The organism is Paenibacillus sp. Lou8.1, assembly GCF_024213565.1.
Taxonomy (GTDB): Bacteria; Bacillota; Bacilli; order Paenibacillales; family Paenibacillaceae; genus Paenibacillus; species Paenibacillus polymyxa_B.
The window spans coordinates 19,324-37,142 of sequence record NZ_JANAVN010000013.1 but is presented as its reverse complement, the minus strand read 5'-3'; the positions used below and the strand labels follow the sequence as shown (position 1 = coordinate 37,142).

Below are 17,819 nucleotides of genomic sequence, written 5' to 3'. Positions count from 1 at the left end.
TCAGCAGGTGCTTTTCCGGGTATGATCAGTAGAAAAGGGTTTTAGGTCACTGAACGAAAGCGACCTTACCATCTACTGCGACTGCTGAAAGGAAGACACCCTATGATCGTAAGGTTCGGTTATGTAGCCATGTCGGTTACCGTTCAAAATGCATCCCCCTCTAAAACCATGACATTGAGCAGCTTTAACAAGATTGGAGACCGAGAAGCTGCAATCCGCAAGCTAGAACGGATAGCAGCCGAAAATCTCCATAATACTTTGAGGCTGCTGCGCCATAATCGCGCGAGTGATATCCAGGTCTATCGTTTCTCATCCAAGCTGATTCCGCTCGCGACCCATCAGGATCTGCGGGATTGGGACCCTTTTGAGGCGCTTGCTGCTGACTTTGCAGAGGTTGGGAACTATGTCAGGGCGAATAAGATGAGGGTATCGTTTCACCCCGATCATTTTACAGTGTTAAGCACTCCCCGTCCTGAGGTGTTGCAGAGCTCCATTAATGATCTGAAGTACCACAAAGCGATGCTGGAGGCCATGGGACTCGGTGCCGAAGCCAAAAACAACATTCATATTGGTGGTGCATACGGAGATAAGGTGACCTCAGGCCAGCGTTTTGTAGAGCAGGTTAGTGCTCTGGATCTTTCATTAAGAGAACGGTTAACGCTGGAAAATGATGATAAAACGTTCAATGCGGTGGAAACGCTGGAGGCTTGCAAATTGACGGGGTTACCGATGGTTCTCGATATTCATCATCAATGGGTGAATAATGAGGGGGAAAAGCCGTGGGAGCTATGGCCGGATATTTTGGATACCTGGAAAGGGGAATTGGCCCAAGCCGGATCTTCTGTGGATCATCCATTGCCGCCCAAAATCCATGCGTCCAGCCCCAAAAGTGAAAAAGATCCTCGGGGCCATGCGGACGGTGTTCTAGTGGAGCCGTTGCTTACCTTTTTGCGCAATATTGCCGGATATACGGATCGGATTGATGTCATGCTTGAAGCCAAACTTAAGGATGAAGCGTTATTCGGGTTGATGAATGAACTGCGCCTTCAGGAAGCTAATGGGGTTAAAGTGCTGGATGGAGCTTCCGTAGAAATTATGCCTTAGAAAGTAGCATTTTGCGGATAAAGCTCCCATTTAGAGAAACTTTATGCAGCTTATTGTGTATACTAGAATGTGTAAACTAGCAAACTTGTACTGAAACAGAGATGGTTAAGAGACTGTGTTGTAGAGCAGCTTCGTAAACCACGTAACAATGATATAGAAAGTAGAGTGAACACGTTGAACGAAAATGAAAACGAAAAGGTTCCCTATATCGTATCAGGAAAAAGCTATACTGCCGTGGCTATTAACGCGGCATCCAAAGCCGGGGAATGGATTAAAAGCAGGCTGGGAACTGTTGAACATTTGAATACCAAACAGTCTCCTACGGATCTAGTGACCGAGGTAGATAAAGGTGCAGAGCAAATGATTCGCAGACTGATTCTGACCCATTTTCCCGATCATACTATTTTGGGTGAAGAGAGTGTAGAGCCGGGAGCCGAAGCTTCGGCCCGCGCATTAGAGGCTGCCCGTGAACAGGAATATCTATGGATTATTGATCCGGTAGATGGGACTACCAATTTTGTACACAGTCTGCCGTATTACAGTGTGTCTATTGCATTGGCCCATCGTGGAGAGGTGATTGTCGGGGTTATTTATGATCCGTCCCGTGATGAAATGTTTGTAGCGGAAAAAGGAAAAGGCGCTTATGTACATGGCAATCGCATGCAAGCATCGAGAGAAGAAACACTGGGAGATAGTCTGGTGTGCATCGGCTTCCCGCCGGATCGTACGTATGCACAACCGCTAAATATGAAAATTACGCAGGTTCTTACACCTCAGGTACGCGGCATTCGGGCGCTGGGCTCGGCAGCATTGCATCTGGCTTATGTAGCATCAGGACGGCTGTCGGCTTATTGCGAAATTGGTTTGAATGCGTGGGATGTGGCAGCGGGCGCTTTGCTGGTACAGGAATCAGGCGGCACCATTACCGATACATTGGGCAGACCTTATGACCTGAGTGTACGGCATATTGCAGCGACGAATACAGCTATTCATTCTCAACTTATTCAAGTGCTGAAAGAAGCAGACGCAACCGGGTTATAATTCTACGTAGAACATCATCATGAAGGAGGAAATCGCGATGAGCCAATCCGAAGAATTGGAACGCCAGCTCAGTGAACTGCTGACGGAAGGCGAAATTCGTGAGAATGAGGCCCAGAAGCGGGAAAGACTCAGTCCTAAATATGAGGTGCGGGTTCAGACTCATATCGATCCCATTGTTGAGGAGACGCGTAAATACCGGAGTATGGCACGGGAACTTGATGACCGATACGACGAATATATGAGCAAGGCGGACAAATCGAAACCAACCGATCAACGCTAAGCAAATACAAATACCTCTTGCCGAATGACCAAGGCATGGGGTATTTTGTATGATATATAGAGTTTTCTCCATTTTGGGCTGGACCGGGCAGGATGAGCGAAGGAGGCGACATTCACTGATTACCTACTTTAAAAGCGCTTACAAAAATGCTGGAATCCATCATAAAATGGTACTGCTGATTACGGTGCTTATGCTGGTTAATTTTGCAGTTGTTGCAGTCATACTTAAGTACGTATTTCATATTTATGATAATCAAATGTACAAAAAAACATCCGAAGTACTCAATATTTCTTCAATCGGCATAGAAAATGAGCTGAAGGATGTGGAAAAAGTTACTTTCAAGGTAACAACGGACGAGCAGCTTCAACGTTATTTGCTGCAATTGGAAAAGGAAACGTCACCTTATACCAAAATGGTGCTGCGTAAAAAAATAACGAATAGGCTCGTCGCCTTTGCCGGCTCTGAGACCTATGTCTATTCTATGATAGTAATCGATAAAGAGGGACAGGTCATGAGCGCGGGCAACCGCGAAGGTATTCCCCAGGAGCTTCGATCCACCCTGTCGGAGCTGGCAGACGAACATGACGGTTCCAATGCATGGTATGCGGCAGGCCATTCCTCCTTGCTGGCCGCTCGGCAGTTCAAATCCTTTACCGATTCCAATTTTACACTGAATGGGCTCGGAACGCTTGCGATTCGTGTGCGAATTGACCGAATTGTAGCGGATCGTGTGCAGACCTCCGGCCGTGACGGACAACTGATGATTACAGATGGAAGACGGATGATTTATCCCGAAACACCACTTTTGAGTGAGAGTGATATTCAGGCCGAGCTTGGCCGAAAGCAGCCTTACGGGATTGCGACCTACTCAGGAGGAACCTTTTTCGCTGCTCAAATCAAATCCTCTTATACGGGGTGGACGTATTTGCATATGACCCCCTTCGATGATATGTTTCGCAGTATTACGATCATTAAAGAAGTTGTAAGCGCTATTTTTGTAATTATGCTTCTTATCGCATTGGCACTGGGGGCTAGGTTGTCAGGGAGCATTACCAAACCGATTGTTCAATTAATCCAGAACATGCGTAAAATAGAAAAAGGCGATCTCGACCGTTTGGAAGAAGAAGCACTTGGCGCCGTCCCCCTTTCCACACAGGATGAGGTAGGCTTGTTACATCGGACATATAAGAAAATGATTCGCCGCATTCGTGAGCTCATTAATGAGAATGTTGCCAAGCAGCTATTACTGCGGGAAACAGAGCTAAAGGCATTACAGGCACAGATTAATCCACATTTTTTATACAACACACTGGAATCCGTGAACTGGCTCGCCAAGGCCAATAAGCAGGATCAGATTTCAGAGATGGTGGAAGCACTTGCTTTTCTATTGCGTAGTGCGGTCAGTTTTGAAGAGCAGCTGATTCCGCTTCGAAAAGAACTGGATATTGTAAGGAGCTACGTAACGATCCAAAAAACACGTTTTGATGAACGTCTCGTTTTCCATCTGGATGTCCCGGAAGAACTGATGGATGCACAAATTCCGAAGCTAACGCTTCAGCCCTTGGTGGAGAATGCCATTCATTATGCGCTGGAGCCGCGAATTGAACCCTGTCGGATTGCTATTATTGTGAGAGAAAGCGAGGGGGCTTTATTTCTGCGAGTTGAAGATGACGGACCCGGAATGACGCCGGATTTCTTGGAAAAGCTGCGGAGCGGGCAGGTCATGACTCGTGGGCAGGGCATTGGACTTACGAATATTCAGGAACGGATTAACCTGACATTTGGTACACCTTGGGGGATAGAGCTGCATAGCGAGTCAGGAACAGGAACGTCGATTCATGTCTGTATTCCATATGTGAAAGGGGATCAGGGTCGTGTACAAGGTGCTACTGGTTGATGATGAGCGTATGATTTTGGAAGGCATATCACAGGTGGTTGATTGGGGGAAAGCGGGAACGAGATTGGTTGGTACGGCACGTAACGGGATTGAGGCTTATGATCAGATTCAGGCCAGCCCGCCTGATTTTGTGATTAGCGACATCTCTATGCCTGGATTGGACGGCATCGGACTGGTTGCCAAAACGACGGAGCATTTTCCAGACGTCCGTTTCATTCTGTTGTCTGGTTACAAAGATTTTGATTATGCCTGTCGGGCCATGCAATACGGGGTGAAGCACTACTTGTTGAAGCCATGCAATGAGCGGCAAATTCATGAGGCTCTGACCGAGTTGGGGCAGGAGCGGGAGGAGCAGGAAGAACGCAAGCAGTTTGTAAACCGGATGAAGCTAGATTTTCAGCGTATGCTGCCTCATGTGAAGGAACACTTTTTGAAGGAGTTTATTTCCTATAAAACTTACGGTAGCCGTGATATCGCATTTTATGAGCGATTATTCGGAATTGAATTGCAAGATAAGCAGGTTCGAATGCTGCTGCTGCGGGTGGAGGAATCCCATGAGCCGGAGCATTTGTTTGCATTGCAAAATATAGCGGCAGATTTGATGGATGATGTCTTGCTCAGTACGACCATGCAGGGGCAATTGCTCATCGTGCTGGAAAGTGAGGAGGATGACACGTCACGGTTTATGAAACAGATTGAAGCGGTACGTGCGACATTTCATCGCTTTTACAAGCTGGAGGTAACAATCGCAGTTAGTGAGTCGGATAGTATGCAGCATTCACGGGGGATGTACCGGGAGACACTGCATTGTATGAATCACCGTTTTTACACCGGGGAGGGCAGTTTGATTACGAAGGAGGATTTAGCGGCTGAGGATACCCGGGAGATGGCAGATTTGGAGCTGGACGAGGAGAAGTTCGGTCTGCTAATCAAGGCTGGAAATACGGTGGAGGTTGCACAGGAAGTGGATCGGTTGTTCGGTATTCTGTCCCGGATGAAGCTGGAAATCTCCGTGACCCGCTCCTATGTGCTTCAGCTCTATGCCGCTATGATCCGTATATGCCCTGAAGAAGAGCGTGCGGCGTTTACGAGCCGAATGGTGGTGCTGGCAGAGCAAAAAACGCTGGCATGTCTCAAATCTTTTGTACAGGAAGCTGCCGAACGAATGACCGCAATCTATTATAAAAGTAATGTGTATCGCCAATCTTCCACCGTTGATAAAATGATCACTATTATTGAGCAAAACTACAGAAAATCCGATCTGTCGCTGAACGGAGTGGCAGGTCAAATGCTGTATATGAATTCCGACTACTTAGGAAAAATTTTCAAAAAAGTGACAGGCGAAAACTTTTCACACTACGTCAATCGTTATCGGATCGAACGTGCGGCTGAGCATATTCGAGAGACCGGAGACGTGAAGGTGTTTGAGCTGGCCGAATGGTTCGGCTTCGGTGGGAACGCGCAATATTTTAGCCAGGTGTTCAAAAAGTGGGCGGGTATGACGCCTTCCGAGTACATTAAATCACATGAACGGGGATGAGCTGATGGCCCCACTGTTTTTTAAACCTAGGAAACCTGATTTGTGTATTCCAATGTTTCTCTGCTTTTGGGAAAATAACAACAGGAGCTAATGTAAACGCTATCAAAATTGCGTAAATGCGTTGTCACTCGTGATTTGGCTCCTTTCTAGAACAGCGAAAAGGGGAGAGATAGGTGGGCAAAAAGGGATGGTTTCTGATCATAGCGATGCTGCTCGTTTTGACGACGGCATGTAGCGGAGCGGACGGCGGCAGCAATTCGGGCACAAGTGCAGACGGGAAAGTAAAGTTACGTATCGCTTGGTGGGGATCGGATACGCGTCATGAATACACGCAGAAGGTCGTTGATTTGTATAAGCAGAAAAATCCAAATGTAACGATTGATGTGGAATATGCCTCTTTTGATGACTATTGGAAAAAGCTCGCCCCGCAGGCTGCGGCTAATCAGTTGCCTGATATCGTGCAAATGGACATTTCGTACATTAGCCAATATGCGAAAAATGGTCAACTGGAGGATCTCGCGCCTTACTTGAATCAAAAAATTCAGGTCGCTGATGTGACCGAAAATGTACTCAAAACCGGCGTAATTGCTGGAAAGCAATATGGTATCCCAACCGGTGTCAATGTTCTGGGTTTCCAGTATGACCCGGCGCTGCTCAAAAAAGCAGGCATAGACAAAATTCCTGACAACTGGACATGGGATCAATACAAAGAACTGGCTTTAAAAGCGGGTTCCAATAAAGTATACTTTGACAGCTCGATGGCTGCTGATATTTTCTTCCACTACTATTTGCGTACGCAAGGAAAGACTCTCTACAATGCGGAAGGAACAGGATTGGGGTATGACGATGATAAGCTGTTTGTTGACTTCTTCAGCGGATTGGCTGATCTGATTAAGAAGGGAGCGACCCCACCTCCTGAAATTATGAACCAGACCAAGGGGATTCTTGAGGAATCCGATATCGTAAAAGGAACAGGCATCGGCATTTGGCAGTGGTCCAATCAGTATGTGGGCTTACAGCAGGTTGTTAACCGCCCAATGGCACTGGCTCCAATGTTTGGGCCGAATATGGAAAAAGGAGTATACATGCAGCCTACGATGTACTGGACGGTTGCTTCCCGTTCACAGGTGAAGGATGAGGCCGCAAAGTTTATTGATTTCTGGATGAATGATGTAGAAGCGAATAAATTGATTAAAGGCGAACGGGGCGTGCCGATTTCCTCCAAAATCAAGGAGGCTGTTGCGCCAGAGTTAAGCGAGCCTACGAAGCAGGTGTTTGAATTTGTAGCTTCCATGGAGCCGAAGGCTTCTCCAATGAGCCCGCCGCCACCAGTCGGATCGCCGGAAGTGATTGCGACTCTGACCGATTATATTGAGCAGGTCAATTTCGGACAGATGACGGCTGAAGACGCAGCGGCCAAATTCCGGGCTGATGCGAATACTATCCTTGCGAATAACAAGCAATAATGAGTGCAATGAGACCTTTAGGGTATCTGACATCGTTTTAGCATAAGAACGACAAGATCGAAGGAACGTTTCGTTAAGTTAACCGTGCGTAGTCCAAAGCATGATTGCGCACGGTTGATTCGACGAACCAACTGCATAAGCACCCTTTGCAGACATCACAATAATATTCATATAACAACGAATTATTAACAACATAAAGTTTTTCTATTTCTTTAAATGCGACAGAAGGGAGGCTTGATGAGCTTGCGAAATCATCAGAGCTTGAAAGCCAATATGACCGGATATGCGTTTATCAGCCCGTTTATTGTGGGCTTTCTGGCGTTTACGTTAATTCCAATGTTTATTTCGCTGTATCTGTCCTTTACCACCTACAACCTTTTCACTCCGCCCAAATGGATTGGTCTGGGTAACTTCGAAAAAATGTTCACAGGCGACCCGAAATACTGGAATTCGATCAGGGTCACGTTTACGTATGTGCTGGTCGGTGTACCGTTGCGACTGATTTTCGCGTTGTTTGTGGCTATGATTTTGAATACCAAATCGCGCATGGTCGGCACCTATCGGACAATGTACTATCTGCCGTCGATTATCGGAGGTAGCGTTGCGGTATCCATTATGTGGCGGAACATTTTCAGTAATAACGGCATAGTGAACAGCCTGCTTTCGACCTTAGGGGCGACTCCGGTGAAATGGTTTGGTGATCCGGATGCTTCGCTTACGATGCTGATCACCCTGTCCGTATGGCAATTTGGCTCCTCCATGCTGATTTTTCTGGCAGGTTTGAAGAACATTCCTGTTGAATTGTACGAGGCGTCCAGTGTAGATGGCGCTAAGCCAGTACGAAAATTTTTCAGTATTACGCTGCCGTTGCTTAGCCCCATTATTCTATTTAATCTGATTATGCAGACGATCAGCGCTTTTATGACCTTTGTCCCGGCTTATGTTATTTCTAAGGGCGAAGGAGGCCCGATGGATGGAACGATGCTGCATTCACTGTATCTGTTCCGGCAGGCGTTTATGTTCAGCAACATGGGATATGCGGCAGCCATGGCTTGGGTCATGCTCATTATGATTGGGATACTGACAGCGATTTTATTTATAACCTCCAGATACTGGGTATTTTATGAAACGGAAAAGGGGCGCTGATACCGATGGCATGGAAAACAGTCAAATGGCCAATTTATCACATACTGGTTGCTGCACTGGCGCTCCTGATGCTGTATCCCGTTTTTTGGATGCTGTTCAGCTCGTTTAAAGAAAGTCGGACGATATTCGTCACGGCATCCTCGCTTTTCCCTACTGAATGGATCTGGCAAAACTATGTAACAGGCTGGAAAGGGACAACTGGCTACAACTTTGGCACGTACATTCTAAACTCGCTCACGATTGTGGTGATTTCAACGATTGGAGCTGTGCTTTCCTCTTCTTTGATCGCATTTGGCTTCGCACGCTTGAAATTCAAAGGGCGTAACTTGTGGTTTGCTTTGATGATGGTGACACTTATGCTACCAGGGGATGTGGTACTGGTACCGCAATATATTATTTTCACCAAGCTCGGTTGGATCAATACGATCTTACCGTTGGTGGTACCCTCCTTTTTCGGGATGCCGTTCTTCATCTTTCTGATGGTGCAGTTTATACGGACGATTCCAGCAGAGTTGGATGAAGCGGCGACGATTGACGGATGCGGCAAGTTCCGGCTGTATTTCAGAATTATTTTACCCTTACTCAAATCGTCGTTGGCTACAGCGGCAATCTTCTCTTTCTACTGGAAGTGGGAGGATTTGCTTGGTCCGGTACTGTATCTGAATTCGCCGGAGAAATATACCGTATCTATTGCACTCAAGATGTTCCTCGACAGCGAGTCGGCTTCCAACTGGGGAGGAATGTTCGCGATGTCTATCCTAAGCCTGCTTCCAGTTATCGCTGTATTCTTCGCATTCCAGAAGCAAATTGTAGAAGGAATGAGTACGAGTGGTTTGAAGGGGTAAGATCCAAAATCCATAGCGTGAGGATATGAAGCTTACGAGTGGAAATGGAAGGCATCCGGGTTTGTACGTTTGAATGGACGGGATTTGAGGGCGATGGCTGAGAGGTGAGTACATTGTGGAAGTTTGATTTTGGTCCGGGGGAGCCCGCGGATGGCTACAAAGGAGTGCCTCCCGATTGCTTATATACAACTGAACAGGGCTATGGCTTCGAGACTACGGAGCATGTGTACGGTCGAAAAAGGCAGAGTGCAGCCAAGGATGCACGCACGCGGCTACGAAGCAGCTTTTGTATTCCACTGAACGCTGCATTTGTTGCAGATGTGCCAGACGGGATATATCTCGTCACTATACTGGTCGGCGATTCGCAGGCGGAAACGCTCACGCGATTCAAGGCTGGTGAAGGCAAGCACATGCTGCCCCCAGTACACACGCTGCTGGGCCAGTTCACCGAAGCGCTGTTTGCGGTGCCAGTCCGGGGTGGCAAGCTACGCCTCACCGTGTCAGGCACCGCGCCACGGCTCAATGCGCTGGAGATTGCGCCAGCGCCACAGACCCTCCGGCTATTCCTAGCCGGAGATTCCACGGTTACGGATCAGGACGCATCCGGCTATCCGTATACTGGCTGGGGCCAGGCTTTGCCCGCCCTGTTCAAGCATGATGTCTGCGTGGATAATCATGCCGTATCGGGACGAAGCTCCAAAAGCTTCGTGGACGAAGGACGGTTGGGTGTCATTTTGGGCGAAATAAAGGCAGGAGACTTCCTGTTCATTCAATTCGGCCATAATGATCAGAAGCCTGATCCAGAGCGGGCTACAGAGGCTTTTACAACCTACAAGGAGAATCTGCGCCTCTACATCGACGGAGCGAAAAGCCATGGGGCCACCCCGGTACTGGTCACGCCCGTACATCGTCGCTATTTTAACGCAGATGGTACGCTATCTGACACACATGGTGACTATGTAACAGCGGTTCGTGAACTGGCGGAAGAAGCGAATGCGCCGCTAATTGATTTGTCTGCCCGCACGCAGGAGTTATATGAGCAGCTGGGTCCCGAAGAGAGTAAAGAGCTTTTTATGTGGCTGCTGCCTGGTGAATACATGAACTTTTCCGGCGGCTTAGAGGATAACACACATTTTCATGAGAATGGTGCGGTTCGTATTGCAGACATGGTGGTGGATGCTGTGAAGGAACTGGATTTGCAACCGCTGCGCATGTATTTACGTTGAAGTACGACCTTTTCATGTACGGGCGTCAAGGAGGTAACTCACGTGAAACTTACCAAAGGAGGAGACGTGGAAATGCCTGCATTGATTTTTGATGAAGAACAAGTTAAGCAGGTGATCGACCGGGTCGTAGAACGCACCTTTCAAATGCACTACAGCTGGGATTGGCCGGGTGGAGTCGCCTTTTACGGAGTATGCGAAGCGTATGAAGCGACAGGGAACGAAAAGTATTTGACCAAGCTGAAAGAATGGGTTGATGAAAATATTGAGGACGGACTTCCATCTCTCTCGGTGAACGGCGTTTCTGTCGGGCACTGTTTGTTGACGCTTTATCAGGCCACAGGTGAACAAAAATACCTTGATATTGCCATCGAGATGGCAGAATTTTTGGCCCAAAAAGCGGAGCGGTTTGCCGACGGCATTTTCCAGCATACGGTGAATTCACTTCATGATGTATTTCCGCAGCAAGCATGGGTGGATACGATGTTTATGGCCGGTTATTATTTGCTTCGTCTCGGTCATCTGTTGGGCAACAAGGAGTATTGGGAGGATGGGGTTCGTCAATATCACGGGCATGAAGAATTTTTGCAGGACCCGGATACGAATCTATATTATCACGGATGGGATCATGCGAATCAAAGCCGGATGTCAGGAATATATTGGGCGCGCGGCAATTCATGGGCAGCCCTCACGATGGCAAAAGCGCTGAAATTGGTGGAGGTGCAGCATCCATCTTATATGATCATTGACGGCTCGCTGCGTGACCAGCTCAATGCGCTGGTGCGGCTGCAATCCCCGGAAGGGCTGTGGCATACGGTGCTGAACGATGATACCTCTTATCTGGAAACGTCGGGCTCGGCAGGAATTGTGACTGCCTTGCTTATGCAAGGCAGATTGTTTAACAAATACACCCAAAAGGCGATCGACGGTATTCTTTCCCGCATTAAGGACGACGGCACAGTAACGGGGGTATCCGCTGGAACTGCTGTGATGAACGATATTGACGGCTATCGAAACGTTCCGTACAAACGCCTTCAGGGCTGGGGGCAGGGATTGGCGCTTGCTTTTCTGGCTCAACTGTTGCGTACCAAGGAGAATCCGTACGGCTAGAAGAAGGGGCATAAGCGCCAAAAAGTATGATGGGTAAAGGAGGCCACTAGTATGGGAAATGCTGAACTTTCTCAGGAAAAGGTAGCTAATCAGCCGCGAGGCAGCCTATTCTGGGTCATCCCCGATGGGTATATTCCACCGGAAAGCCGAGGAGAGCTGCTCAGTCATGAGAGTATATGCGTGCTGAATTGTGGGAGCCGTGTGGCAAATCTAAGTATAGACATCTATTTTGAAGACCGCGAGCCATTGGAGGGATTGATCGAGGTGGTGGAAGGAAGACGAACCCGTCATATCCGAACAGCCTCGTTGGAGAAATCCGGCGAACGGATTCCGGTAGGTATTCCTTACGCAATTACGGTCAATAGCGATGTGCCCGTCATCGTACAATATAGCAGATTGGACACGACACAGCCGGAATTGGCGTTAATGAGTGTCATGGCGTACCCGATTTAATCCGACGAAGACTAAGAAGTGAAAAAAGAAATCTCTCGGCTGGAATTGCGCAGCTGGGAGATTTCTTTTTTTTGCAGGCAATGTAGTGTTTATTTTTAGCCCGTTTTTTGTGATTTTGCCGAAGTTGTTTTGATCGGCGTGAAGTTTTTTCGCCCTCCGAAATTGGTACCCAGCACGCCGATAATGATCATCACAGCCCCAACAATGTGATAGTAGGCGAGCTGCTCCTTCAAAATGTAAGCACCGGCAATCATGGAAATGAGGGTGGATAAATTACCGATCACACTCATTTTGGAGGCTTCGATCCACTTCAAGGCAAAGCTCGATAACAGCGAGGTGACGAGGGTAGACAGAATGCCCAGATAAACCAGTGCCATCCAGTAACCAGGCTTCACCAGTGGAGCGGCATAGGCGTTCATGGAGCCGTCTATGGCATGGTATCCTAGTGCCACCACGTTAAAAACGATACATCCCAAAATAGAGGTAACGTAGGTCAATTCCATGGGGCTGTATTTTTGTGTTAAGGGTCGTGCCAGCACATTATAGCCGGATAGGCATATCGCAGAAAGCACGAGCAGAAGAATACCGCCATAGCTATTGGACGCTAGCGGTGCTCCGCTTTTCATCACAAATATAAAAACCACGCCAAAGACAGAGAGCAGTAAGGAAAGTTTTTGGACTACCGTTGTACGCTCTTTAATAAAATAGGAAGCTAACAGTAGCGTAAAAATAGGAACGGTTGCTTGAATAATTCCACCTTCCGATGAAGAAGTGCTCATCAGCCCGAAGGCTTGCAGTGGAAAATACACTAAAGGGGAGAGCAGCGCCAGTGGTAAAATGTGCAAAATGTCACGTAACTTGATGTTGAGCTTAATCCAACCGAGCAGCACTGGAACGGTCAAAGCGATAAATGACAGCGCAAAGCGGTGGGCGATCACATCCAGCGGGCTCGCCTCTGTGACTGTCAATTTTACAAATAAAAATGAAAATCCAAGTATAGCTGCATAGCTGAGAGCTGCCAGATAGGCGGCTCCATTTCTGGAACGACTGTGCATAATAAACCTCCGTAATCATGACCTTAACCTGTTGTTCTCTCAATATACCCGGATGGCATCATCTGATACAATCCATAAAATCTGCAACTGTACGGGTACAGTTGTCAAATAAAAAAAGCCGAAACGAAGTCCTAGAGGTCGGATACCCATCCCTAAGACTACTTCCAGCTCTTATCCTATTCATATTCTATCACTTACTGCTTAGTTTACTTACCTTGTGACATCGCCCGGAACGAATCGTCCGCCGCTTCCAGCGTAGCATCCACATCTTCGTCGGTATGCGCTGTTGTAAGGAACCAGGCTTCGTACTTGGATGGTGCCAGATGAATACCGCGATCCAGCATGTGACGGAAGAAGGATGCGAATGCTTCGCTATCCGTATCCTGCGCCTGTGCGTAATTCGTGATCGGATGATCACAGAAATGCGTCGAGAACGCTCCACGAATACGGTTGATCGTCAATGGCACGCCGTAGCGTTCAGCAGAGGACTGAATACCGTCCGTCAGTCTCACGGCCAGACGTTCCATCTCTTCGTACACGCCTTCCCCTTGAAGGACTTCAAGGCAGGCGATGCCTGACGAGATGGAAGCCGGGTTGCCGGCCATCGTACCCGCCTGATAAGCCGGGCCGAGTGGGGCAACCTGCTCCATGATGTGCTTGCTGCCGCCGTAGGCACCAATCGGCAGACCACCACCCATGATTTTGCCCAACGCGGTCAAATCTGGCTGAATCGCATCATGGTTGTCCAAACCTGCATACGTTTGGGTGGAACCGAAGTGGAATCGGAATGCGGTAATGACCTCGTCATAAATGACGAGTGAGCCGTTCGCACGCGCCATGGAGCAGAGCCCTTCCAGATAGCCTGGCTGCGGCATGACCATGCCGAAATTACCAACAATCGGCTCGACCATGACTGCCGCTACATCGTCGCTCCAACGCTCCAAGGCTTGGCGCAACGCGTCGAGATCATTGAATGGCACGGTAATAACCTCGCTCGCAATGTTGGTCGTAATGCCTGCACTGTCAGGTATGCCCAGCGTAGAAGGGCCTGAGCCTGCGGCTACAAGTACCAGATCCGAGTGACCGTGGTAGCACCCGGCGAATTTGATGATCTTGTTCCGCCCAGTATAGGCCCGTGCCACACGAATCGTCGTCATAACCGCTTCTGTGCCAGAATTCACAAACCGGACCTTGTCCATAGAAGGAATGGCCTCTTTTAGCATCTTCGCCAATTTGATTTCCAATGCCGTCGAGGTTCCATACAATACGCCATTCGCTGCCGCTTCGCTGATGGCCTTAGTAATATGGGGGTGAGCATGTCCGGTAATAATTGGGCCGTAGGCCGCCAAATAGTCGATATATCGATTATCATCCGCATCCCAGAAATGAGCGCCTTGGGCGCGTTTCATGAATACTGGAGCGCCGCCGCCTACAGCTTTAAAGGAGCGTGAAGGGCTGTTAACGCCCCCGACAATATGCTCCAGGGCTTCTTTATATAGTGCTTCGGAGTTTTCCCGTTTCATCATCAAAACTTCCTTTCCGTTCATTAAAATAGGGTATACACACGCCAAAGGGCAGCGTTCACGGCTGCCCCTGCATACATCATTATAGCTCTTTTTGACCTGTCTTTGTTGTTGATTGTGTGGAAGCATCCTCATTACTGGTTTTACTGCCCCCTGTAAAAGAAGCTTTATCCTTCTTGGTAGACGATGCACTGTCTGGCTGTTTCGTTTCGTTCTGATCCTTATTTTGTTCCTGTGTTTGTGAGGGTGGATTATTAAATATATCCTGCACATACGTTTTCAGTTCTTCCGGATCGCGGACAGTAAGAACTGCCGCGCCGCCCACATTCTCTTCTCCGAGCATCTTCATCGGTGGGACCTGCTCGCTGCCTGCAAAGTTGCTTTGGTACCCCACATTTGCCAGCTTCCACATATCGTTAACACTGAGATTCGTGTCGATGTACGGGTTAACCTGCTCTAAAATATTCGGCAAGTTAGCGATGGAAGTCGTGGTCTGCATTTTCTGGGCTACGGCTTCCAAGAATGCCCGTTGCCGTCCTGATCGGGAGAAGTCGGACATTGCATCGTGGCGGAACCGCACATATTGAAGCGCCGTGTTGCCATCTAGATGCTGCATGCCCTTTTTCAAATCAATATCGTACTGATGTTTATCCGCATTACTTGTATAATGCATATCCTTTTCCACTTCAAAATCAATCCCGCCTACGGCATCCACCAGTTTGATAAAGCCCTGGAAATCCGTGTAGACATAATATTGCACCGGGATGCCTAACAGGTCGCCAGCCGTCTTCATGGCCGTGTTGGGTCCGTGAGTAATGGCAGTGTTAATTCGATTTTTTCCGTAGCCGGGAATATCCACGTACGTATCACGCAAAATAGAGAACAGGTGGATTTTTTTCTTAACGGGGTCCAGTGATACAACCATCATGCTGTCTGATCGGGGGACTTCCCCTTTCTGGATACCGCGCCCATCGACACCCATCAGTAAAATGTTAACCATATCGGTACCTTCCCACTTGGGTGGTTCTGGCGTACGAACCTGATCGACCTGCTTTACATTTTTGAAGGGGGAGTTAGCGCCCTCTTTATGCAGATTATCCAGCTGATTATAAATGGATGTAAAATAGTACACGGCAAAGCCGACAATCGCGACGATTACCACGGCTAGAACCGACCATATCGTCCTTTTGGTTCTGCTTGTCATGGATGCTCTCCCTTTCGCTTTTCAGTTCATTACATTATAATTTCTTTTTGGAGCACAATCAATTTAACTATGGATTTTACAAATCCTGATTGAGAGGTATAACATGCTGGCAATTGATGTGCAGGATCTGCGCAAAACATTTAAGGTTCAAAAAAATCGCGAGGGCTTAAAGGGTGCCTTCCTTGATTTATTCGCCCGCGAATACAACGAGGTAGCCGCGGTCAAAGATATATCTTTCCGTATTCCGCAAGGAGAAATATGCGGTTATATCGGTGAGAACGGCGCCGGAAAGTCCACCACGATTAAGATGCTGACAGGCATTCTCGTGCCGACATCGGGACATCTCAAGGTGGGCGGTTATGTCCCTTATGAGGAACGCGAGAAATTTGTAGGCAACATTGGCGTTGTTTTCGGTCAGCGCAGTCAGCTTTGGTGGGACATCGGTGTGATCGAGTCTTTTCAACTACTGCGGAAAGTATATCAGGTTCCGGCTACGGACTTCAAACGTAGGCTGGATGAGCTGGTAGAGAGGCTGCAATTGCAGGATCTGCTAAGCCGCCCGGTACGCAAGCTTAGTCTCGGGCAAAGGATGCGCTGTGAGCTGGTAGCTGCCTTGCTGCACAATCCGTCTATTGTTTTTCTGGACGAGCCGACCATTGGGCTTGATATTATGGTGAAATCCGAAATTCGTGAGTTTCTGAAGGACATGAACCGGGATCACGGTACGACTATTTTGCTGACGACCCATGATTTGCAGGATATTGAAGCGCTGTGCTCGCGCGTCATTATGCTGGATGATGGAAATATCATTTATGATGGTGGTCTGGAGGATCTGAAGGCGCGTTGGGGGACAGGTCGAGAAGTACGGTTCCAGTTTGGCACATCGACCCAATTGGAGCAATTACAGGCATGGACTGCTGATATGCCACTGGCTTGGACGATGGATAATGATTTGGCTGCCAAAGTATGGATTCCTCTTCATATTAATGTATCGGATGTGCTCGCTTGCGTAGTCGGTCGCACGGACATTACGGATATCAAAATCATTGAAACCAACACGGATGATATCGTCCGCAGTATCTATCAGTCTGGTTCGGCTGAACGCCAGGGCAATCCGATAGTGGAGGCCAAAGTTCATGCTTAGCGTATACACCGATTTTATTCGTATCCGATTTCTCACGATGCTTGCGTATCGTGTGAACTATTATTCAGGAATCCTTATTTATTGCATGAATATTGGCGTGTATTATTTCACATACAAAGCGATATATGGCGATGCGGGTAGCATTGGAGGCTTTACCGCTGCTCAGATGACGACGTATGTAGCAGTATCGTGGATGGCGAGAGCTTTTTATTTTAACAATCTGGATCGTGAGATCTCGACGGATATACGTGATGGAAGCATTGCCATTCAGATGATTCGACCTTATAACTATGTACTTGTTAAATTTATGCAAGGACTCGGCGAGGGAATGTTCCGTTTTCTGCTGTTTATGATTCCAGGCATGGCGATTGCGATGCTGTTATTTCCGGTAAAGCTTCCCACGGATCCGGTAGCCTGGGTTGGTTTTCTGGTCATGCTGTTTTTTAGCTTTATGATCAACACTCAGATTAATATTATTACGGGATTAACGGCCTTTTTTATCGAAAATAATGAGGGCATGATGCGTATGAAGCGCGTAGTTGTAGATCTGTTTTCTGGGTTGATTTTGCCAATCAGTTTGTTTCCCGGCTGGCTGGCGACGATCGCCCAATGGATGCCGTTTCAGGCGATTACCTATTTGCCGGGTTCTGTATTTACGGGACGTGTAAAAGGCGTGGGCATCTGGAATGTACTGGGTATCCAAATCATTTGGCTGGTCGTTCTGCTCGTGCCGATGATCATCATTTGGCGACTGGCGCGCAGACGTCTGTTCGTGCAGGGAGGGTAAG

At 48.0% G+C, this 17,819-nt stretch carries 16 protein-coding genes; 13 read left to right on the top strand and 3 right to left on the bottom strand.

The features are described from left to right. Positions 1 to 102: 102 nt before the first annotated feature. The 11 genes from uvsE to NLX78_RS18440 all read left to right on the top strand — a co-directional run bounded on the left by uvsE (position 103) and on the right by NLX78_RS18440 (position 12,105). The gene (gene uvsE / locus NLX78_RS18490; RefSeq protein WP_254351209.1) at positions 103 to 1,104 is read left to right on the top strand and encodes a UV DNA damage repair endonuclease UvsE; all 1,002 of its coding nucleotides are present in this window, start codon (positions 103 to 105) and stop codon (positions 1,102 to 1,104) included. A gap of 174 nt (positions 1,105 to 1,278) precedes the next feature. After that, positions 1,279 to 2,145, top strand: coding sequence for an inositol monophosphatase family protein (locus tag NLX78_RS18485; RefSeq protein WP_254351208.1), 867 nt, complete (start codon positions 1,279 to 1,281; stop codon positions 2,143 to 2,145). A 37-nt stretch (positions 2,146 to 2,182) separates the two neighbouring features. Beyond that, on the top strand, positions 2,183 to 2,425 hold the full coding sequence (locus NLX78_RS18480) for a hypothetical protein (protein ID WP_029515768.1): 243 nt from the start codon (positions 2,183 to 2,185) through the stop codon (positions 2,423 to 2,425). Positions 2,426 to 2,591: 166 nt separating this feature from the next. After that, entirely contained in the window at positions 2,592 to 4,322 is a 1,731-nt protein-coding gene (locus NLX78_RS18475; RefSeq protein ID WP_254351282.1) for a sensor histidine kinase, read from the top strand. Beyond that, on the top strand, positions 4,300 to 5,862 hold the full coding sequence (locus NLX78_RS18470; RefSeq protein ID WP_254351207.1) for a response regulator transcription factor: 1,563 nt from the start codon (positions 4,300 to 4,302) through the stop codon (positions 5,860 to 5,862). Before NLX78_RS18475 ends, NLX78_RS18470 begins: the two co-directional genes overlap by 23 nt. A 173-nt stretch (positions 5,863 to 6,035) precedes the next feature. After that, the gene (locus tag NLX78_RS18465) at positions 6,036 to 7,328 is read left to right on the top strand and encodes an ABC transporter substrate-binding protein (protein ID WP_069291103.1); all 1,293 of its coding nucleotides are present in this window, start codon (positions 6,036 to 6,038) and stop codon (positions 7,326 to 7,328) included. Between the two features lie 237 nt (positions 7,329 to 7,565). Continuing rightward, positions 7,566 to 8,474 (top strand): carbohydrate ABC transporter permease, encoded by a 909-nt coding sequence (locus tag NLX78_RS18460; RefSeq protein WP_023987015.1) that lies wholly within the window; start codon positions 7,566 to 7,568, stop codon positions 8,472 to 8,474. A 5-nt stretch (positions 8,475 to 8,479) separates the two neighbouring features. Next, on the top strand, positions 8,480 to 9,319 hold the full coding sequence (locus NLX78_RS18455; protein ID WP_023987016.1) for a carbohydrate ABC transporter permease: 840 nt from the start codon (positions 8,480 to 8,482) through the stop codon (positions 9,317 to 9,319). Positions 9,320 to 9,432: 113 nt separating this feature from the next. Next, on the top strand, positions 9,433 to 10,545 hold the full coding sequence (locus tag NLX78_RS18450) for a rhamnogalacturonan acetylesterase (RefSeq protein ID WP_254351281.1): 1,113 nt from the start codon (positions 9,433 to 9,435) through the stop codon (positions 10,543 to 10,545). A 72-nt stretch (positions 10,546 to 10,617) separates the two neighbouring features. Beyond that, positions 10,618 to 11,652, top strand: coding sequence for a glycoside hydrolase family 88/105 protein (locus tag NLX78_RS18445; protein WP_254351280.1), 1,035 nt, complete (start codon positions 10,618 to 10,620; stop codon positions 11,650 to 11,652). 51 nt (positions 11,653 to 11,703) lie between these two features. Beyond that, positions 11,704 to 12,105, top strand: a complete 402-nt coding sequence (locus tag NLX78_RS18440) for a sensory rhodopsin transducer (RefSeq protein WP_254351206.1) — start codon at positions 11,704 to 11,706, stop codon at positions 12,103 to 12,105. A 95-nt stretch (positions 12,106 to 12,200) separates the two neighbouring features. On the opposite strand, the gene NLX78_RS18435 is transcribed toward NLX78_RS18440, so the two are convergent. The 3 genes from NLX78_RS18435 to NLX78_RS18425 form a co-directional block, all read right to left on the bottom strand. Beyond that, the gene (locus NLX78_RS18435; protein WP_254351205.1) at positions 12,201 to 13,160 is read right to left on the bottom strand and encodes a DMT family transporter; all 960 of its coding nucleotides are present in this window, start codon (positions 13,158 to 13,160) and stop codon (positions 12,201 to 12,203) included. A gap of 206 nt (positions 13,161 to 13,366) precedes the next feature. Then, a complete protein-coding gene (locus NLX78_RS18430) occupies positions 13,367 to 14,683 on the bottom strand; it encodes a glutamate-1-semialdehyde 2,1-aminomutase (RefSeq protein WP_302057436.1) in 1,317 nt (438 codons plus the stop codon). 82 nt (positions 14,684 to 14,765) lie between these two features. After that, a complete protein-coding gene (locus tag NLX78_RS18425) occupies positions 14,766 to 15,887 on the bottom strand; it encodes an LCP family protein (RefSeq protein ID WP_250259420.1) in 1,122 nt (373 codons plus the stop codon). Between the two features lie 103 nt (positions 15,888 to 15,990). Here NLX78_RS18425 and NLX78_RS18420 point away from each other — a divergent pair, with 103 nt between their 5' ends. Together NLX78_RS18420 and NLX78_RS18415 are read left to right on the top strand one after the other, a co-directional pair. Next, positions 15,991 to 17,031: an ABC transporter ATP-binding protein gene (locus NLX78_RS18420; RefSeq protein WP_028540997.1), complete on the top strand. Its 1,041-nt coding sequence runs from the start codon at positions 15,991 to 15,993 to the stop codon at positions 17,029 to 17,031. Then, positions 17,024 to 17,818 carry an ABC transporter permease gene (locus NLX78_RS18415; protein WP_053324641.1) on the top strand — a complete coding sequence of 265 codons (795 nt, stop codon included), beginning with the start codon at positions 17,024 to 17,026 and terminating at the stop codon, positions 17,816 to 17,818. The genes NLX78_RS18420 and NLX78_RS18415 overlap by 8 nt, the downstream gene beginning before the upstream one ends. Position 17,819 lies beyond the last annotated feature (1 nt).

What these genes read in the sequence shown, in the direction of transcription:
- uvsE (WP_254351209.1), top strand. Translation starts at nt 103, where the DNA reads ATGATCGTAAGGTTCGGTTATGTAGCCATGTCGGTTACCGTTCAAAAT.
- NLX78_RS18480 (WP_029515768.1), top strand. Translation starts at nt 2,183, where the DNA reads ATGAGCCAATCCGAAGAATTGGAACGCCAGCTCAGTGAACTGCTGACG.
- NLX78_RS18475 (WP_254351282.1), top strand. Translation starts at nt 2,592, where the DNA reads ATGGTACTGCTGATTACGGTGCTTATGCTGGTTAATTTTGCAGTTGTT.
- NLX78_RS18460 (WP_023987015.1), top strand. Translation starts at nt 7,566, where the DNA reads ATGAGCTTGCGAAATCATCAGAGCTTGAAAGCCAATATGACCGGATAT.
- NLX78_RS18455 (WP_023987016.1), top strand. Translation starts at nt 8,480, where the DNA reads ATGGCATGGAAAACAGTCAAATGGCCAATTTATCACATACTGGTTGCT.
- NLX78_RS18445 (WP_254351280.1), top strand. Translation starts at nt 10,618, where the DNA reads ATGCCTGCATTGATTTTTGATGAAGAACAAGTTAAGCAGGTGATCGAC.
- NLX78_RS18440 (WP_254351206.1), top strand. Translation starts at nt 11,704, where the DNA reads ATGGGAAATGCTGAACTTTCTCAGGAAAAGGTAGCTAATCAGCCGCGA.
- NLX78_RS18435 (WP_254351205.1), bottom strand. Translation starts at nt 13,160, where the DNA reads ATGCACAGTCGTTCCAGAAATGGAGCCGCCTATCTGGCAGCTCTCAGC.
- NLX78_RS18430 (WP_302057436.1), bottom strand. Translation starts at nt 14,683, where the DNA reads ATGAAACGGGAAAACTCCGAAGCACTATATAAAGAAGCCCTGGAGCAT.
- NLX78_RS18425 (WP_250259420.1), bottom strand. Translation starts at nt 15,887, where the DNA reads ATGACAAGCAGAACCAAAAGGACGATATGGTCGGTTCTAGCCGTGGTA.
- NLX78_RS18420 (WP_028540997.1), top strand. Translation starts at nt 15,991, where the DNA reads ATGCTGGCAATTGATGTGCAGGATCTGCGCAAAACATTTAAGGTTCAA.
- NLX78_RS18415 (WP_053324641.1), top strand. Translation starts at nt 17,024, where the DNA reads ATGCTTAGCGTATACACCGATTTTATTCGTATCCGATTTCTCACGATG.